This window comes from Roseivirga sp. AWQ4_251 (genome assembly GCF_056158225.1).
In genome coordinates this window covers 205705-221066 of record NZ_JBSWSW010000002.1, presented here as the reverse complement: position 1 = coordinate 221066, position 15362 = coordinate 205705, and the positions used below count along the sequence as shown (strand labels likewise).

The 15362-nt window shown below is 41.9% G+C and carries 14 protein-coding genes; 5 read left to right on the top strand and 9 right to left on the bottom strand.

The features are described from left to right. Together ACXACJ_RS14985 and ACXACJ_RS14980 are read right to left on the bottom strand one after the other, a co-directional pair. Nucleotides 1-1581 carry an aldehyde dehydrogenase (NADP(+)) gene (locus tag ACXACJ_RS14985; protein WP_475135276.1) on the bottom strand — a complete coding sequence of 527 codons (1581 nt, stop codon included), beginning with the start codon at nucleotides 1579-1581 and terminating at the stop codon, nucleotides 1-3. A gap of 1 nt (nucleotide 1582) precedes the next feature. After that, entirely contained in the window at nucleotides 1583-2497 is a 915-nt protein-coding gene (locus tag ACXACJ_RS14980; RefSeq protein ID WP_475135275.1) for a dihydrodipicolinate synthase family protein, read from the bottom strand. Nucleotides 2498-2750: 253 nt separating this feature from the next. Between ACXACJ_RS14980 and ACXACJ_RS14975 the strand changes: the two genes are divergently transcribed. Next, a complete protein-coding gene (locus ACXACJ_RS14975) occupies nucleotides 2751-3617 on the top strand; it encodes an AraC family transcriptional regulator (protein ID WP_475135274.1) in 867 nt (288 codons plus the stop codon). A 308-nt stretch (nucleotides 3618-3925) separates the two neighbouring features. On the opposite strand, the gene ACXACJ_RS14970 is transcribed toward ACXACJ_RS14975, so the two are convergent. Both ACXACJ_RS14970 and ACXACJ_RS14965 read right to left on the bottom strand, forming a co-directional pair. Continuing rightward, nucleotides 3926-6808 (bottom strand): Ig-like domain-containing protein, encoded by a 2883-nt coding sequence (locus ACXACJ_RS14970; protein ID WP_475135273.1) that lies wholly within the window; start codon nucleotides 6806-6808, stop codon nucleotides 3926-3928. Nucleotides 6809-7212: 404 nt separating this feature from the next. Continuing rightward, nucleotides 7213-8547 (bottom strand): FAD-dependent oxidoreductase, encoded by a 1335-nt coding sequence (locus ACXACJ_RS14965; protein ID WP_475135272.1) that lies wholly within the window; start codon nucleotides 8545-8547, stop codon nucleotides 7213-7215. A 37-nt stretch (nucleotides 8548-8584) separates the two neighbouring features. Between ACXACJ_RS14965 and ACXACJ_RS14960 the strand changes: the two genes are divergently transcribed. Both ACXACJ_RS14960 and ACXACJ_RS14955 read left to right on the top strand, forming a co-directional pair. Then, entirely contained in the window at nucleotides 8585-8731 is a 147-nt protein-coding gene (locus tag ACXACJ_RS14960; protein WP_475135271.1) for a hypothetical protein, read from the top strand. Between the two features lie 5 nt (nucleotides 8732-8736). Further along, nucleotides 8737-8931 (top strand): hypothetical protein, encoded by a 195-nt coding sequence (locus tag ACXACJ_RS14955; protein ID WP_475135270.1) that lies wholly within the window; start codon nucleotides 8737-8739, stop codon nucleotides 8929-8931. 21 nt (nucleotides 8932-8952) lie between these two features. Here ACXACJ_RS14955 and kynU read toward each other — a convergent pair whose 3' ends face one another. The 5 genes from kynU to ACXACJ_RS14930 all read right to left on the bottom strand — a co-directional run bounded on the left by kynU (nucleotide 8953) and on the right by ACXACJ_RS14930 (nucleotide 12758). Continuing rightward, nucleotides 8953-10221 (bottom strand): kynureninase, encoded by a 1269-nt coding sequence (gene kynU, locus ACXACJ_RS14950; RefSeq protein ID WP_475135269.1) that lies wholly within the window; start codon nucleotides 10219-10221, stop codon nucleotides 8953-8955. Then, on the bottom strand, nucleotides 10221-10715 hold the full coding sequence (locus ACXACJ_RS14945; protein WP_475135268.1) for a methylated-DNA--[protein]-cysteine S-methyltransferase: 495 nt from the start codon (nucleotides 10713-10715) through the stop codon (nucleotides 10221-10223). Before ACXACJ_RS14945 ends, kynU begins: the two co-directional genes overlap by 1 nt. A gap of 8 nt (nucleotides 10716-10723) precedes the next feature. Further along, nucleotides 10724-11740, bottom strand: coding sequence for an amidohydrolase family protein (locus ACXACJ_RS14940; protein WP_475135267.1), 1017 nt, complete (start codon nucleotides 11738-11740; stop codon nucleotides 10724-10726). A 10-nt stretch (nucleotides 11741-11750) separates the two neighbouring features. Beyond that, nucleotides 11751-12116, bottom strand: coding sequence for a four helix bundle protein (locus ACXACJ_RS14935; protein ID WP_475135266.1), 366 nt, complete (start codon nucleotides 12114-12116; stop codon nucleotides 11751-11753). Nucleotides 12117-12227: 111 nt separating this feature from the next. Continuing rightward, nucleotides 12228-12758, bottom strand: coding sequence for a 3-hydroxyanthranilate 3,4-dioxygenase (locus ACXACJ_RS14930; RefSeq protein WP_475135265.1), 531 nt, complete (start codon nucleotides 12756-12758; stop codon nucleotides 12228-12230). A gap of 86 nt (nucleotides 12759-12844) precedes the next feature. Between ACXACJ_RS14930 and ACXACJ_RS14925 the strand changes: the two genes are divergently transcribed. Together ACXACJ_RS14925 and ACXACJ_RS14920 are read left to right on the top strand one after the other, a co-directional pair. After that, nucleotides 12845-13630, top strand: a complete 786-nt coding sequence (locus ACXACJ_RS14925) for an SDR family oxidoreductase (protein WP_475135264.1) — start codon at nucleotides 12845-12847, stop codon at nucleotides 13628-13630. A 10-nt stretch (nucleotides 13631-13640) separates the two neighbouring features. Further along, nucleotides 13641-15080: an aldehyde dehydrogenase gene (locus tag ACXACJ_RS14920; RefSeq protein WP_475135263.1), complete on the top strand. Its 1440-nt coding sequence runs from the start codon at nucleotides 13641-13643 to the stop codon at nucleotides 15078-15080. The last annotated feature ends 282 nt before the right edge of the window (nucleotides 15081-15362 follow it).

The window sequence follows — 15362 nt, the reverse complement described above, 5'->3', positions numbered from 1 at the left end:
TTAAGAAAGTGCTGCCTTTGTTTTTTCGCCATCAACGGTTCTACAAATCCCCATTGAATTGCCGTTTTGCAACTCTAATGGCAGAAGTGAATCTGGCCAGTTTTGATAAGCAATAGGTCGGGTGAAACGATAAATAGCGTCCGTTCCTACGGAAGTAAACTTAGCATCGGTAGTGGAAGGAAATGGGCCTCCGTGGTGCATGGCAGGGCAAACTTCAACCCCAGTGGGAACTCCGTTAAACAGAATTCTGCCCACCTTTTGCGTTAAGACTCTAACTACTTTGGAATGGCTCACCAAATCGTTTTCAGTTGCGGCTAAAGTACCCGTAAGCTGCCCCTGTAAGGATTGAGCAACGGCTTCCATTTCTTGTTCGCTATCACAAATCACTAGAAGCGTGAAAGGCCCAAAAACCTCTTCCTGAAGCTTTGGGTTCTCCAGAAATGTAGAAGCGGAAACGCTTGCGGTTAAAGCTTTTCCGAAGTTACCGTCTGCTTTTTCAGAATTGCCATTTACTTTAACGCCTTCTTCTTCCAGTAATTCCGCTCGGTTGGCATAGTAAGAATGGGCAATTTTTTCATTTAACATTGAAGCAGGCGCAGTAGCCTCCAGAGCTTCCGCCAAAGCGTGAGAAAATGCAGAAAGACCTTTCGATTGAAGGCTCACAATCAAGCCTGGGTTGGTACAAAACTGGCCAACGCCCAAAGTGACAGAAGCCGCCATGACTTTGCCCAACACATCCGGGTTTTCGGCTAATTTTTCAGGTAAGATGAAAGTAGGGTTTACACTGCCCATTTCGGCATACACAGGAATAGGTTCGGGGCGTTGTGTGGCTAGGTCATAAAGTGCTTTGCCTCCTTTGAATGAACCCGTAAAGCCTACTGCCTTTACCAAAGTATGTTGAACCAGTTGCTGACCGACAGGAATTCCACCATTTACCATGGAAAACACGCCATCGGGCATTCCCGTTTTTTCAGCGGCTTTCAAAATGGCTTGGCAAACCAAATCGTTAGTGCCTAAATGTGATTCATGGCTTTTCACAATGACAGGGTTTCCTGCTGCTAGAGCTGAGGCTGTGTCTCCTCCCGCAGTAGAAAACGCCAAAGGGAAATTGCTGGCTCCAAATACTACAACTGGGCCAATGGCAGTTTGCATTTTACGCAAATCTGGTTTAGGAGCAGGTTGCCTTTCAGGTTGAGCCGTGTCGATTGTAGCTTCTACCCAAGAACCTTCCCTTGCAAGCGAAGCAAACATTTTCAATTGACCACAAGTTCGACCTCTTTCACCTTGAATTCTGCCTTCGGGCAAACCTGATTCGCCACAAGCTCTTTTTACCAATTCATCGCCTAAAGCCATGATTTCATCTGCAATGGCATCAATAAAATCGGCTTTTTGTGCTGCTGGCATTTGACTGTAAACATCAAAAGCGGTAGCTGCTTTTTCAACAGCAGCGTCAACTTCCGAAGGAGTAGCGATGTAAAACTGCTCGGAGAATAAGCTTCCATCAGCAGGATTAAAAGCGGTCAAATAGGGTTGGCCTTCTTTAGAGGCTGTGTTTCCAATAAAGTTGGTTCCTTGAATCATTTTATAGGTTTAAATAGTCTGGTAATTCAGGTCTGTTTTTCAAACCTGTTTCGATCAATTGAAGCACATGTTCTCTTTCTTTGCCCATTAATGGCAATCGTGGTGCTCTCACATTCTCTGTCCCAATGCCGGTAGCAACTTCAGCCAATTTAATGTTTTGAACCAGTTTTGCGTTGATATCCAGTTCCAACAAAGGCAAAAACCAACGGTAAATTTTCAAAGCTTCATCTAGTTTTCCAGCTTTTTGAAGCCTATAAATAGCGACAGTTTCTTTAGGAAAAGCACAAACCAAACCGGCAACCCAGCCATCGGCACCCATACAAAGGCTTTCCAGGGCTAAAGTGTCAACGCCAGAAAGAATTTTGAAGCGATCGCCAAAACGGTTAATCATTCGTGTAACATTCGAAATGTCTCTGGTCGATTCTTTAACGGCTTGGATATTCTCGCATTCGGCCAATTCAGCAAACATGTCTAGTGTCACTTCAATTTTATAGTCTACAGGATTGTTGTAAACCATCATTGGAAGATCGGTGCTGTTGGCCACGGCTTTGTAATAAGTGACAGTTTCGTGGTCATCGGCCTTATAACGCATGGGCGGTAGCATCATAAGCCCACTGGCTCCATTTTTTTGCGCCTTTTCAGCCGCCAAAATGGCTCCTTTGGTAGTTTGTTCGGCAATGTTCATAACCACTGGCACTTTGCCATCAACGATTTCAACGGTGGTTTTTACCAAAACATCCTTCTCATCTTCCATCAAAGAGCTCGCTTCACCAAGCGTTCCTCCTAGAATTATGCCGTCAACACCAGCCTCTAGTTGCGCTTTAATGTTGGTTTCGAACATATCGAAATCCAGCGTATCGTCTTCTTTGAATTTTGTGGTTACTGCGGGATATACCCCTTTCCATTCAACTTTCATTTTATTCTTATTTGTCTTCCCTACGGAAAGGAAGGATGGTGATATTGTCAATTTTAAACTACTCGTCACCCTAGACTTGTTTCAGGGCCTGTCTGAATTTCAGACGGATTCCCAAACGGGTTCGGAATGACTGTAGTATTTATTCAAAGCTACGGCTGACGCCATCAATATGCTTTTCTGTTTTTTGCAGAAAATGATATGATTTTAGCTAAATTGAAATTTGGTTTATCTATTTATGGAATAGATCGTATCAATGAAGGCCTTACCTTTTAAAATACCGAAAACAGAACAGAGCTCATTTCATATTCAAGTGGATGATGAGCTTTTCTTTTATGACACACTTCATCAGCATCCTGAAATTCAACTGACCGTAATCCTAGAGAGCACAGGGAACCTGATTTATGGTGATTATTTAGGAGCTTTTCAACCAGGAGATGTTTTTTTGATAGGTTCTAACGTGCCGCATGTTTTTAGAAGTGATGCCCGATATTATCAGGAAAACAGTGATTTAAGAGCGAAGTCACTTTCAATCTTCTTTGACCAAAATACTTTTGGAAGTCAATTTTTAAACTTGCCAGAGTCTAAGGCTTTGCTACAGTTGTTGATGCATGCAGAACAGGGGATGAAACTGAATGCTGAAGGAGCCAAAACTGTAGGTCGCTGGATTCAGGATATTTTTGAAGCGGAAGGTTTGAACCGCATGATTCTGCTCTTGCAGATTTTAAATGAGTTGAGCACGAATCAGGATTTTGCTTTCCTTACAAATCAAGGGCAAATGAAACGGCTCAACGAAGTCGAGGGCAAGCGCTTAAATGATATTTTTCGGTTTACCATGCAGCAATATCAGCGTGCCATTGCCTTGGAAGAGGCAGCAGCTGTAGCGAATATGAGTGTGACTGCTTTTTGCCGATATTTTAAGCAACACACCCGAAAAACGTACTTGCAATTTTTGAATGAATATCGTGTAAGCCAAGCGTGTAAAGCGCTGTTGAATCGCGATAGATCCGTAGCTGAAATTTGTTTTGAATCGGGTTTTAATAACCTATCCAATTTCAACCGAAAGTTCAAGGAGGTAACAGGCAAAACACCTCGGCAGTATTTAAAAGAGATGGGGAGTTAGTTTATGGTTTATCGTTCAATGTGTTAATTGGTACGTTGTAACCGTTGTTCTGAGGAAGAGCAAGATTGATTAACTCTTTAGTTTCAGAGAAAGAATTCGATTAAATAGCTTGTTCAACCCTTTCCTTGCTGACGAAGGAAGCATCTAAAGTTTCCTAATAACCGCTTCAAAATCCAGACTTTCCCAATTTTCTTCAATGGCAACGGTTTAGAGGTGGGTTCACGATGGCTTGTTGTAATTTAACCAAAAACCAAAGGCCTTGTTTGACCTTTGGTTTTAGCTATGATCATTTATCTGAATCTATTTCATTATCTAACCACCGACATTTTCTTCCTGAACACTTCACCGTTTTGGGTTTTAACTAAGATCAGGAACACGCCTTGGCTGTAGCTGCTCACGTCAACCTTCAACTGGCGGGTGGCGACCCTTTCTTTCCTGAACATTTCTACGCCCGATAGATTGGTAATAATCACGGTTGGTTCTTCTCCCACATCGTTCAACTCGATTGAAACTTCCTGAGAAGTAGGGTTGGGGTAAACGGATACTTTTGAATAGTTGTAGCCATTTCGACCTTCATTCACATTTAACATGGCGGGTGAACCTGCGCCACTGTTCAAGGTATTGAAATTGAGTGTTGTGTTATCTGAAATCCCATTGAAGAATTTGCCGTTGGCATCCTTGAACGCAGTGGGGGCTATATTTACGTAAACATTTGTGTTGACATCCAGCGGTTTCTTAAGGTCCAGGGTAACTACAGCACCATTGATGGAAATGTTGGGATGGTTCACCCCCTTGGCCCAAAGTTGTAAGTTGTCCGAAGCGTCCATTAGGGCGATGGTACCCATGCCCTTGTATATCTCACGGTCGAACGTGAGGGATATGGTTGACCCATCGAAGCCGATGGCATTGTCTTCAGGTAAGCTTGAAAGCAATTTAGGAGTGGTAGTGGTGAAGAAATTGAGCGTAGAAGGGTCCGAGATACCTGCGTAGAAGCGGCCCTGAGTATCTTTGAACGCGGTAGGGTCAATGTTCAAGTAGACTTCCTTGTCCGTAGGAAGCTGCCTTCTGAGATTTAGCGTTGCCGTTTCGCCCACAGTGCCCACATCGGGGTGGTTTACCCCGACCGACCATAGTGCTGAACCATCTTCGGCATCGTGAATTGAGATTGAGCCAGTTCCCTTTTCCATTTCCCTGTCGAATGTTAAGGTAATGGCGGAACCATCAAATTCAGTGGTTTCATCGGTTGGTGTAGATGAGGTCAGTGCCGGTAGGGTAGGGGTAAAGAAACGCAATGTGGTATTGTCTGAAATGCCTTTAAAAAAAATACCATCCTTACTCCTAAATGCGTTAGAATCAATGTTCAAATACACTTCTTTTCCCATTGGCAATGGCCTTCTTAAATTCAGGGTTACCAAAGAAAAGTTGACAACAACAGAGGGATGGTTTACTCCCACGCTCCAGAGTACGGAATCGTCAGAGGCATCTTTCAAAGATATAGTTCCGGAAACTTTTGCCAGTGGTGTATTGAAACCCAAAAATATTGTTGTGCCTTCGAAATCAGTAGTGCCATTTGCTGGTAAAGAATTAATTAGTGAGGGTATATTTGTTTCATTTAACACAAACACCTTTACCTGCCCTGCATCAATACTATTTCCATCATTCGAGTGGCTTCCGATAGCTATTCTGCGTCCATCGGCACTGAGACTTACATAATTTCCAGAAAGATCCCCCGCGGTCTCTCCGAATATATCAAATTCAAACTTTTTCCATTGCCAACCATCAAAGCGGAAAAGCCGAGCTTGTCCAGATAAAAAATCGTTCTCTCCATTATATGGAGCTCCAATGGCCACGATGCTACCATCGGCACTGAGGCTTACTGAATTACCTGAATAGTTACCTACAGCTTCTCCATCAATATCACTTCCCATCTGTTGCCACTGAGAGCCATTGAAGTAGTATAGTCTTACATGGCTAGCTTGATCACCATTTCCTTCATTATAAGATGAGCCAATGGCCACGGTGCTACCATCTGCACTCAGGCTAACAGAGTAGCTTGATATATTGTTTAAGGCTCCTTCAATGATGTCGTTGCCCAATTGATTCCAGCCTGAATGATTATAGGAATAAATTCGTACTCGGCCAATATCATTTCCATTCTCATTGTTGCCGCTGGCTCCAATAGCTACAATACTACCATCAGCACTCAGACCTACAGCCATGCCTGAATTATCGCCAGCTGCTTTTCCATCGATATCTTTACCAATTTGCTGCCAATCCAGTCCATTATAACGGTAGAGACGTGTCTGCCCAGAATCAATCCCATTTCCATCATTAAAAGGGGCTCCAATGGCAATAGCATCACCATCTGCGCTCAGACTTACTGAGAAACCTGAGTGATCGCCTTTGGATTCTCCATCTATATCGTTTCCTATCTGTTGCCATTCTAAGCCGTCAAAGCGATACAAACGGACGTATCCCTCATAGTATCCAGAAAGTGTTTTACTATGGTTGTAAGCTCCAATGGCTACGGTGTTACCATCGGCACTCAGGCTGACCGAATGCCCAAAATTGTCACCTTCTACTTCCCCTTCAATGTCGCTGCCGATCTGTAGCCATACATAATCATTGTCGCGATATAGGCTAACATGGCCAGAAGCATTTCCATCGGCACCTAAGGCCAAGGTTTTTCCGTCAGAACTAAGGCTTATTGACTGGCCTAGCAAATCACCTGCTACTTCCCCCATAAAAGTATGGCCCAACTGTAGAGGCAATACGGTGCCTCTGAGCTTGCTTTCTGGGAACACAAACACTTTGATGTTTTGTTCTGCTGAGGTGCCGCCATTGTTGGCGATAACTGTCAATTCGTAGATGTTATCGGTATTAGTATCCACTGGGTTCTCCCAATAAGGAGCTTCTGTGAAGCTAAGCTCACCAGTCGTAGTATTTATTTTGAAATTACCTGCATCTATTCCAGTGATAGCATAGTGAATATTAACATCCGTTGCTCCATTGTTTCCTTCGGTTGTATTAATATCCAGTACGATGTCTGTGGTCCCTTCTACTACTACCGCTGAAGAATTGGAATTAAAGATTAAGTCATTTGTTTGTAATGCAAAAAGTGGATTGTGAATTATGGAAAGATTAAATAAAATAACTATCCATGTAACTCGTGTGACGTAATAAGCTTTCATGAGACGAACCAACTATTGGAATACTTTTAAAAATTCAGTTAAACAATATTTAGAAGCTTAGGTTTTCAGGATGGGACAAGCTAAAAACCAAAAGGGACCATCATAAAGAAAGCGAAGGCCTGTTTTTACGTGAAAAATTGAGGGAAGCTCTTTCGCTTAGTGTTTTAATGCCAAAATAAATTCTTTAAATATAAGTTTTCGTTTATTGCTAGAACAAGAAAAAAAATCTTTTTTGAATAATAAATAGATTTAATCTCTAGCTAAGGGTATTCATTTTTTTAGTCGTATTAATGGCAGATTTAAGGGGTTAATAGATTTTGAGCATTTGGTGGTTCCTTTAGTTTCATAGAAAGAATTCGATTAAATAGCTTGTTCAACCCTTTCCTTGCTGACGAAGGAAACATCTAAAGTTTCCTAATAATCGCTTCAAAATCTAGGCTTTCCCAATTTTCTTCAATGCCAGGTTGACTGAGCACTTCATCCATAATGGCTTGTTGTTTTTTGCCAAGAGCTAAAGCTTCGGAGTAGCGGTAATTGCTAAAAGTAACCATAGGGTAGAGAGGGAGCCATTTTTCAGGGTAAAGCTGGTTGAGCTTTTTCTCAATTTTCTTCTGCAGAATAAATTTTGGGTCGGCTACTTTATCACGCATTTCTATAAAGTTGTAAAGCGCCAAATCTGCAATAGCATTTCCGTCTGGAATTCTTAAGGCTTGGTATTCGTCTAACAAAGCACTGTTCAAGTCTCCGTGTTTTTCTAATAACTGGTTCAGCACAAAACAATCTTCAAACCCAGCATTCATGCCTTGGCCATAAAAGGGAACGATGGCATGAGCGGCATCGCCAATCAATGCGGTATTGCCTTTTACCCAAGGAGAGCAGCGAACGGTTACTAAACTGGAAGTTGGGTTCGTGAAAAACTCGTTTTTCAAATGAGGCAAATGCGGAACAGCATCTTTGAAATTTGCATTGAAAAATTGCTTTACATCTTCTTCTGTCTTGATGCTTTCGAACGAGGTTTTTCCTTCAAAAGGAAAGAAAAGAGTGCAGGTAAAACTTTTATCGAGATTGGGAAGGGCGATGAGCATATAACTTCCGCGCGGCCAAATGTGAAGCGCGCCTGGATCGATGGCGAAATCACCACTAGCGGTTGGCGGCATGGTCAGCTCTTTGTACCCTGCCGTTACATATTCTTGGGAATAGTTGAAGCGATCGGTTTTTTGCATGGCCGCTCGGAGTGCAGAAAATGCACCATCGGCACCAAAAATGAAATCTGAAGATACTGAAACACCATTGTCAAAATGAGCGGTGGCATTATCGAAATCTACATGCTCGCATTTATGCTGAAAATGAACAGAAACCCCTGCTGCTTCAGCTTCATCTAAAAGCAGGGCATTGAGGCCGCTTCGCGATACAGAATTGATAAACTGCCCTTCTTTTCCATAAGGTTGAAAGTCAAGATTTCCTTCAAGGTCATGGATCATTCTACCGGGCATGGGGATGCAACTTTGCTGTACTTTTTCTTTCAAGCCAACAGCTTCCAAGGCCTTTAATCCTCTATGGCTCAGCGCTAGATTAATGGATCGGCCGCTTTCTGCGCCAGCTTTTCTTAAGTCGCCTCTGCGTTCGTAAATGCTTACTTTATAGCCTTTTTTTGCTAAAAAGATAGAAAGTAAAGTGCCTACCAATCCGGCACCGAGTATTGTTATTTTCTTCCCTTCCATTGCATGCCAATTTATCATTTTTCAGCTTTTTATACTTGATAAAAGGGGAATAAGAGTGCTTGTTTCGGGAAATTCAGCTTTGGGTTTTGTAGATTTTATGCAACAGCGATTTGCGGTAATGGTTGCTCAAATTGAACGCATCGAACCCTTTTTGGCTCATATGGGCGGTGGAATGGTCTTTGGATTCTTAAAAGAAAACTAAAAGTTATGATTAAAACATTGGGAGCCATATTAACTGGCCTAGGTATTATTGGTTTGATTTTAGGAGTTGTAGGTATTTTCGATCAAAATATAGTGGCTTTGAGCCCTTGGGCTCTCGCCATTCTTGGCTTTATCTTTTTTACTTCGGGAATTGGAATTCTGAAGCGAAGAAAGGACACGGATGAAGTTGCCGCAGAGTAACCAAGAATAAAAAGGGAAGCCTTAGAGGGCTTCCTGCAGAATTCTGGCAAAATGAAAAACGTCTTCAAAGCGATTGTAAAGTGGTACGGGTGCAATGCGAATCACATTAGGTTCACGCCAATCTGCGATTACACCTTGTTCTGTTAAGGCTTGAAAAAGCTGTTTCCCTTTTTGATGAAAGAAAATTGAAAGCTGACAGCCTCTTTCTTCTGGGTTGGAAGGCGTAATAATTTCAAAAATCCCTTTATCTCCGCTAAGTTGGTTGATCAGGAATTCTAAAAAACCTGTCAGTTTTAGGCTCTTTTCACGAAGTGCATCCATGCCTACTTCATCGAAAATTTCGAGCGAAGCTAAATGCGCTGCTGTAGAAATGACATTTACATTACTCAACTGCCAGCCATCGGCTCCTTCCATGGGGTTAAAGCCTTTCTTCATTTGAAAGCGTTCTGCTTCATTGTGTCCCCACCAGCCGGCAAATCTTTTGAGAGAAGAGTCATTTGCATAACGTTCGTGAACAAAAATACCAGAAACATTCCCCGGCCCAGAATTCAAGTATTTGTAAGAACACCAAGTCGCGAAATCCACATTCCAGTCGTGTAGTTTTAAGGGAACATTCCCCATGGCATGTGCCAGATCGAAACCGACTTTAGCACCAACCTTTTGGCCTGCTTCGGTAATAGCTTGCAAGTCGAAAAACTGCCCAGTGTAATATTGAACGCCACCAATTAAAACCAAGGCGAGTTCGCTTCCTGTTCCTTCTATCTTTTGAAGAATATCTTCTGTGTGGAGGTTGTTCTCTCCTTTACGAGGAGTAAGTTCGATTAAAGCGTCCTCTGGTTTATAACCATGAAATTTCAGCTGACTTTCGAACATGTATTGATCGGAAGGAAAGGCACCAGCTTCACAGATGATTTTGAAACGATCTGCTGTGGGTTGATAGAATGAAGCCATCAGTAAATGCAAGTTCACTGTGAGGCTGTTCATGGAAACTACTTCTATCGGTTTTGCTCCAACGATTTTTCCTAAAGCCTCTTTGCTGAATTTATGGTATTCAGCCCAAGGCCTTTTATTAGAAGCGAAATGACCTTCTACACCCAAAGTTTCCCAGCCTTTCATTTCATCTTCAATAAAACTACGAGCAGATTTTGGCTGTAAACCCAAGGAATTTCCTGTAAAGTAAAAGCTGTCTTTTCCGTTTACTTGAGGAATATAAAATCGATCGCGGTAAGTTTTCAATGGATCGTTTTCATCCATTTGCTTCGCGAAGGCCAGAGTATTTTCGTAATGCATTAGAATAAACTTGTTTGAGCCATGCCCGGAAGGCTTTTTTCATGTTTCAGAAGCCACTCTTTTTTGTCTAAACCTCCTGCGTAGCCGGTTAAACTTCCATCGGAGCCAATAACCCTATGACAAGGAATGATAATGGCGATTGGGTTTTTTCCGTTAGCAGTGCCAACCGCTCTAATTTTTTTGATATCACCTAATTTTACGGATTGCTTGGCGTAAGTGGTGGTAATTCCAAAAGGTATTTCCATCAGGGCATTCCAAACTTGCTGCTGAAATTCTGTACCTTCAGGAGCTACGGGTACGTTGAACTGCTTTCTATGCCCTTGAAAATATTCAGTTAGCTGTTTCTTGCATTTTCTGATAACCAAAGGCATAATGCCGCTTCCTTCTTCTCCAATTTCATCCACAAAGGTGACCATTTTGATGGCGTTAGCATCACCAGCAATTTTTATTGGCCCTAAGGGCGAATCCATATAGGTTATGGCTGTGTTTTTCAAAGTGTAGTTTAGATAAATTGTTCTTTCGGCAAGTTAAGCCATTCCAAAGTGGCATTGCAGAAAATGTCTTCTATAGTTTCCTCGCCAAGTCCCATTTCTTCCATAAAGGCACCGATTTCAAGATCGCCAAGCGGGAAAGGGTAATCAGAACCGAGGGTGATTCGTTTTGAGCCTTGCATTTCCAGAATGTACTTCATCATCAATGGATCGTGAGTAATGGAATCGACCCAGAATTTCCCGATGTATTCTCTTGGATTGATATCATTGTCCAACGCTACCAAATCAGGGCGGCACATGAAACCGTGTTCTATTCGCCCGATGGTAGGAAGAAATGAGCCGCCAGCATGCGAAAAGTTAAACCGAAGATTAGGTAGCCTTTCCATTACTCCGCCAAAAATCAAAGAACATGCAGCTCTTGATGTTTCTGCAGGCATTCCCACCAGCCAAGGGAGCCAATAACGCTCCATGCTGCCGAAGCCCATCATGTTCCAAGGGTGAATCATTATGGACATGTCGAGTTCTTCGCAAGCTTGAAAAATAGGGAAGAAGCGATCGCTACTGAGGTTTTTATCGTTGATGTTCGAGCCAATTTGAATGCCAGGAAGACCCAATTCGTTTTTGCAGCGTTCTAGCTCTTCTATGGCTAAAATTTCATCCTGCATTGGAATAGTAGCCAGACCAATGTAGTTTTTCGGGTATTTATGACAAATATCGGCAATGTGATCGTTGAGAAAGCGGCTGATTTCTAAGGCATCGGTTGGTTTGGCATCGTAAGAAAACATTACCGGAATGGTAGAAATTACCTGCACTTGAGTGTTGAATTGGGCGTACTCTTCAATTCTAATCTGAGGATCCCAACAGTTCGCTTGAATTTCCCTAAAGAATTTACTGCCTTTCATCATCATGGCAGCACCTTCTTTATGATGGTGCAAGTGTATAAAATCACCATAGCCAAACTTCTCCGTCCATTTTGGGAGATGCTCAGGAATGATGTGAGTATGCATGTCTATTTTTATTGTAGTCATTGGCTACTTGTCAATGGTCATTGGTGGATTTACCAATGGTTTTAATATAAGCGTTAAGTGATTTATGGAGCTCTTCTGCTTCGTTTAAAAGCTGGTTATATTCGGTTTCTAATATTAATCCCCTGCGAAGGCTTTTACCAAGCCAGTTTTTTGTTTCAAGTAAGGAGCCTCTTGAGTAAAAGCAGAAATTACGATTCTCTTTAAAGAAATATCTGCCATAGCCTTCAGCAATATTTGCGCTGATTGAATCTGCACTACGCACAAGCTGTTTGCCTATTGTGTCTTTGGTGAAAAAGTCCCATTGTTCAACCAGTGCCCAAATTTTGTCTCCCAACGAATTTGCCTGATTATAGATTCTTAAATCTTCTAGTTTCATAGGTTGTAAACTTTAAAATTTCAGTAGGGACGAGATTCTTCTTTCAGAAGTTCGTTCATTCACCAATGACCAATGACCAATGACCAATGACCAATGACCAATGACCAATGACTAATTAACAAATCTCTCGTCTGTTTCCATTACATGGCCACAACTAGAGCAAGTGCGGAGTTCTTCAGAGGCGTAGAATTCTCTAAACCTTGGTAGAAAGTCCTTTTCAATATTGGTTAAATGGAAGTAAGTCTCGTGAAGCTTGTTGTTGCAGTTGTCGCAGAACCATAGTAGGCCATCTTTGTGTTCCGGTTTCCTTACCCTTTCTATCACCAAACCAATCGAACCGGCAGAACGAACCGGCATATGAGGTACTTTGGCTGGGTGCAAATACATGTCTCCAGGCCCAAGGGTTAAGTCAACAGCTTTGTCGTTTTCCTGAATTCTAACTGTAATCTCGCCTTCAAGCTGATAGAAAAGTTCTTCAGTTTCGTTGTAATGATAATCTTTTCGGGCATTTGGGCCTGCCACAATCATTACAATATAATCTGTTCCTTCAGGATAAAGGTTTTTGTTGCCCACCGGAGGTTTCAACAAATCTCTATTTTCTTCAATCCATTTATGAAGGTTAAAAGGCCTTTTTATTTCCATTTCCTTTCCGTTTGTTCTGCCCCAATTTACAAAATAACACTCAGGCCTAATGCGATTTTTATAACTTTACCCTATACACAAAGCTTATGGATTTAAATCTTAAAGGAAAGAATGCACTCGTTTGCGGAAGTACGCAAGGTATTGGCAAGGCAATAGCTCAAGAACTAGCCAATTTAGGCGCGAGCGTAACACTACTAGCCAGAAATGAAAAGAAGTTGGAAGAAGTAAAAAATAACCTTTTCCATTCTTCAGGGCAAAAGCATAAGGTTTTAGTGGCCGATTTTTCTAAGCCTGAAGAACTTAAGCAGGTATTGGCCGAACATTTTGGCGAAAATATTTATCATATTTTGATTAACAACACAGGAGGCCCGGCAGGAGGGCTTGCTATTGATGCCAATTTGGAAGAGTTCCTCTCAGCTTTTCAACAACACTTAATCTGCAATCAAATATTAGCTCAGGCCGTTGTGCCAGGAATGAAGCAAGCAGCGTACGGCCGAATCATAAATATCATCAGTACTTCAGTAAAAATGCCGATTCCGGGTTTGGGTGTTTCTAATACCATTCGTGGAGCCGTAGGCAATTGGTCTAAAACTTTAGCCAATGAACTTGGTCAGTATGGCATTACAGTGAACAATGTATTGCCCGGAGCGACAGCTACACAACGCCTTTCTTCTATCATTGAAAACAAAGCAAAAAAATTAAGCAAGACTATCGAAGAGGTTGAGGCTGAGATGAAGTCCGAAATTCCTGCTCAGCGATTTGCGGACCCTTCAGAAGTGGCTGCGGCTGCGGCATTTTTGGCCACACCAGCTGCAGGTTATATCAACGGAATCAATGTGCCTGTTGACGGAGGTAGAACAGGTTGCTTGTAATTCAAGGAGAATGGAGAGAATATTAAACTATATAGGAGGCAAGCTTATTGAGCCAGTCGGTAAAACGTATCTGGAAAATATCGATCCGTCAAAAGGAGAGATTTATGGAGAAATTCCTGATTCCGATGCTCAAGATGTTGAGTTGGCCTACAAAGCGGCAAAAACAGCATTTTCAAGTTGGTCTAAAACACCAAGAGAAGAAAGGTCACGATTGATGCTTAAAGTCGCTGATTTGATCGATCAGAACCTGGATAAATTGGCCGCTGCGGAATCGAAAGACAACGGAAAGCCTATAAAACTCGCTACCAGAGTTGATATTCCTAGGGCTTCAGCCAATTTCAGATTCTATGCTACTGCAATTTTGCATGAATCTACTGAAGCGCATCAAATGGACGATGTTACCTTCAATTACACAGAACGTTCGCCAATTGGGGTTGCTGGCTGTATTTCTCCATGGAATTTACCTCTCTATTTATTCACTTGGAAAATAGCCCCTGCTTTAGCCGCAGGAAATACAGTAGTGGCCAAACCTTCGGAAATTACGCCCATGACGGCCTTTTTGCTTTCTGAATTGTGTATAGAAGCGGGTTTCCCCAAAGGAGTTTTGAATATCGTGCATGGTTTGGGGCCAAAGGTGGGGCAGGCAATCGCTGAACACCCAGATATCCCGATCATTTCGTTTACAGGAGGAACGGCCACCGGAAAGCAGATTGCTTCCACCGCAGCTCCTATGTTCAAAAAGCTTTCGCTGGAATTGGGAGGTAAAAACCCGAATATCATTTTTGCAGATTGCGACTTTGAACAAGCTTTAAAAACCACAATTCATTCTAGTTTCGCTAACCAAGGCCAAATTTGCCTCTGTGGTTCCCGAATTTTTATTGAACGACCAATCTATGAAAAGTTCAAAAATGCTTTTGTAGAGAAAACTAAGAAACTGAAGGTTGGCAACCCTGCGGACGATGTGAATTTAGGTGCTGTGGTTTCGGAAGGACACATGAACAAAATCCTAAGTTACATCAATTTGGCTAAGCAAGAAGGAGGCGAGATTCTTACTGGTGGTAAAAGGGTTTTTATGGATGGGGCATGTGCTAATGGATACTATATAGAGCCCACAATTATTGAAGGCCTAGACTTTAACTGCAGAACCAATCAAGAAGAGATTTTTGGGCCCGTAGTTACCATAATGCCCTTTGATTCGGAGGAAGAAGTACTTGAAATGGCCAACAGCACACAATACGGACTTGCAGCCACCGTTTGGACTAGTAGCTTGGCAAAATCGCAGCGTGTTTCTTCTCAATTGAAGTCAGGAATTGTTTGGGTAAACTGTTGGTTGGTCAGGGACTTACGTACCCCTTTTGGAGGAATGAAAAGTAGCGGAGTTGGTAGAGAAGGAGGTTGGAACGCTTTGGATTTTTTTAGTGAGAAGAAAAATGTATGTATTAAGTTGTAATATATATGTGTAAGGAAATTCATTGCATTTAAGCCACATCTTTTTGTGGTTTTGTCAGGTGTGGAAAAAAATCTTCTTTACGGCAATGTTAAATTTTATTTAATGAAAAATCCTATTAAATTTGTATTACTGTTGAGTGTTTATAGAACTCAAAGGATTTGGTCGAGGGGAAGAAGCTTATCTTCCTGAATCTTATAAAAGAGCTTTTCAAGAAGATTTTACGAATAAGACATCTTATTTTAAAGATAAAGATAAGTCTGGGTATAGGAACCGTGAGGTTCA

Bases quoted from the DNA above. Each gene is read 5' to 3' on its own strand.
- ACXACJ_RS14975 (WP_475135274.1), top strand. From the start codon at position 2,751: ATGAAGGCCTTACCTTTTAAAATACCGAAAACAGAACAGAGCTCATTT.
- ACXACJ_RS14935 (WP_475135266.1), bottom strand. From the start codon at position 12,116: ATGAAACTAGAAGATTTAAGAATCTATAATCAGGCAAATTCGTTGGGA.
- kynU (WP_475135269.1), bottom strand. From the start codon at position 10,221: ATGCATTACGAAAATACTCTGGCCTTCGCGAAGCAAATGGATGAAAAC.
- ACXACJ_RS14970 (WP_475135273.1), bottom strand. From the start codon at position 6,808: ATGAAAGCTTATTACGTCACACGAGTTACATGGATAGTTATTTTATTT.
- ACXACJ_RS14930 (WP_475135265.1), bottom strand. From the start codon at position 12,758: ATGGAAATAAAAAGGCCTTTTAACCTTCATAAATGGATTGAAGAAAAT.
- ACXACJ_RS14920 (WP_475135263.1), top strand. From the start codon at position 13,641: ATGGAGAGAATATTAAACTATATAGGAGGCAAGCTTATTGAGCCAGTC.
- ACXACJ_RS14980 (WP_475135275.1), bottom strand. From the start codon at position 2,497: ATGAAAGTTGAATGGAAAGGGGTATATCCCGCAGTAACCACAAAATTC.
- ACXACJ_RS14940 (WP_475135267.1), bottom strand. From the start codon at position 11,740: ATGACTACAATAAAAATAGACATGCATACTCACATCATTCCTGAGCAT.
- ACXACJ_RS14985 (WP_475135276.1), bottom strand. From the start codon at position 1,581: ATGATTCAAGGAACCAACTTTATTGGAAACACAGCCTCTAAAGAAGGC.
- ACXACJ_RS14955 (WP_475135270.1), top strand. From the start codon at position 8,737: ATGATTAAAACATTGGGAGCCATATTAACTGGCCTAGGTATTATTGGT.
- ACXACJ_RS14925 (WP_475135264.1), top strand. From the start codon at position 12,845: ATGGATTTAAATCTTAAAGGAAAGAATGCACTCGTTTGCGGAAGTACG.
- ACXACJ_RS14965 (WP_475135272.1), bottom strand. From the start codon at position 8,547: ATGATAAATTGGCATGCAATGGAAGGGAAGAAAATAACAATACTCGGT.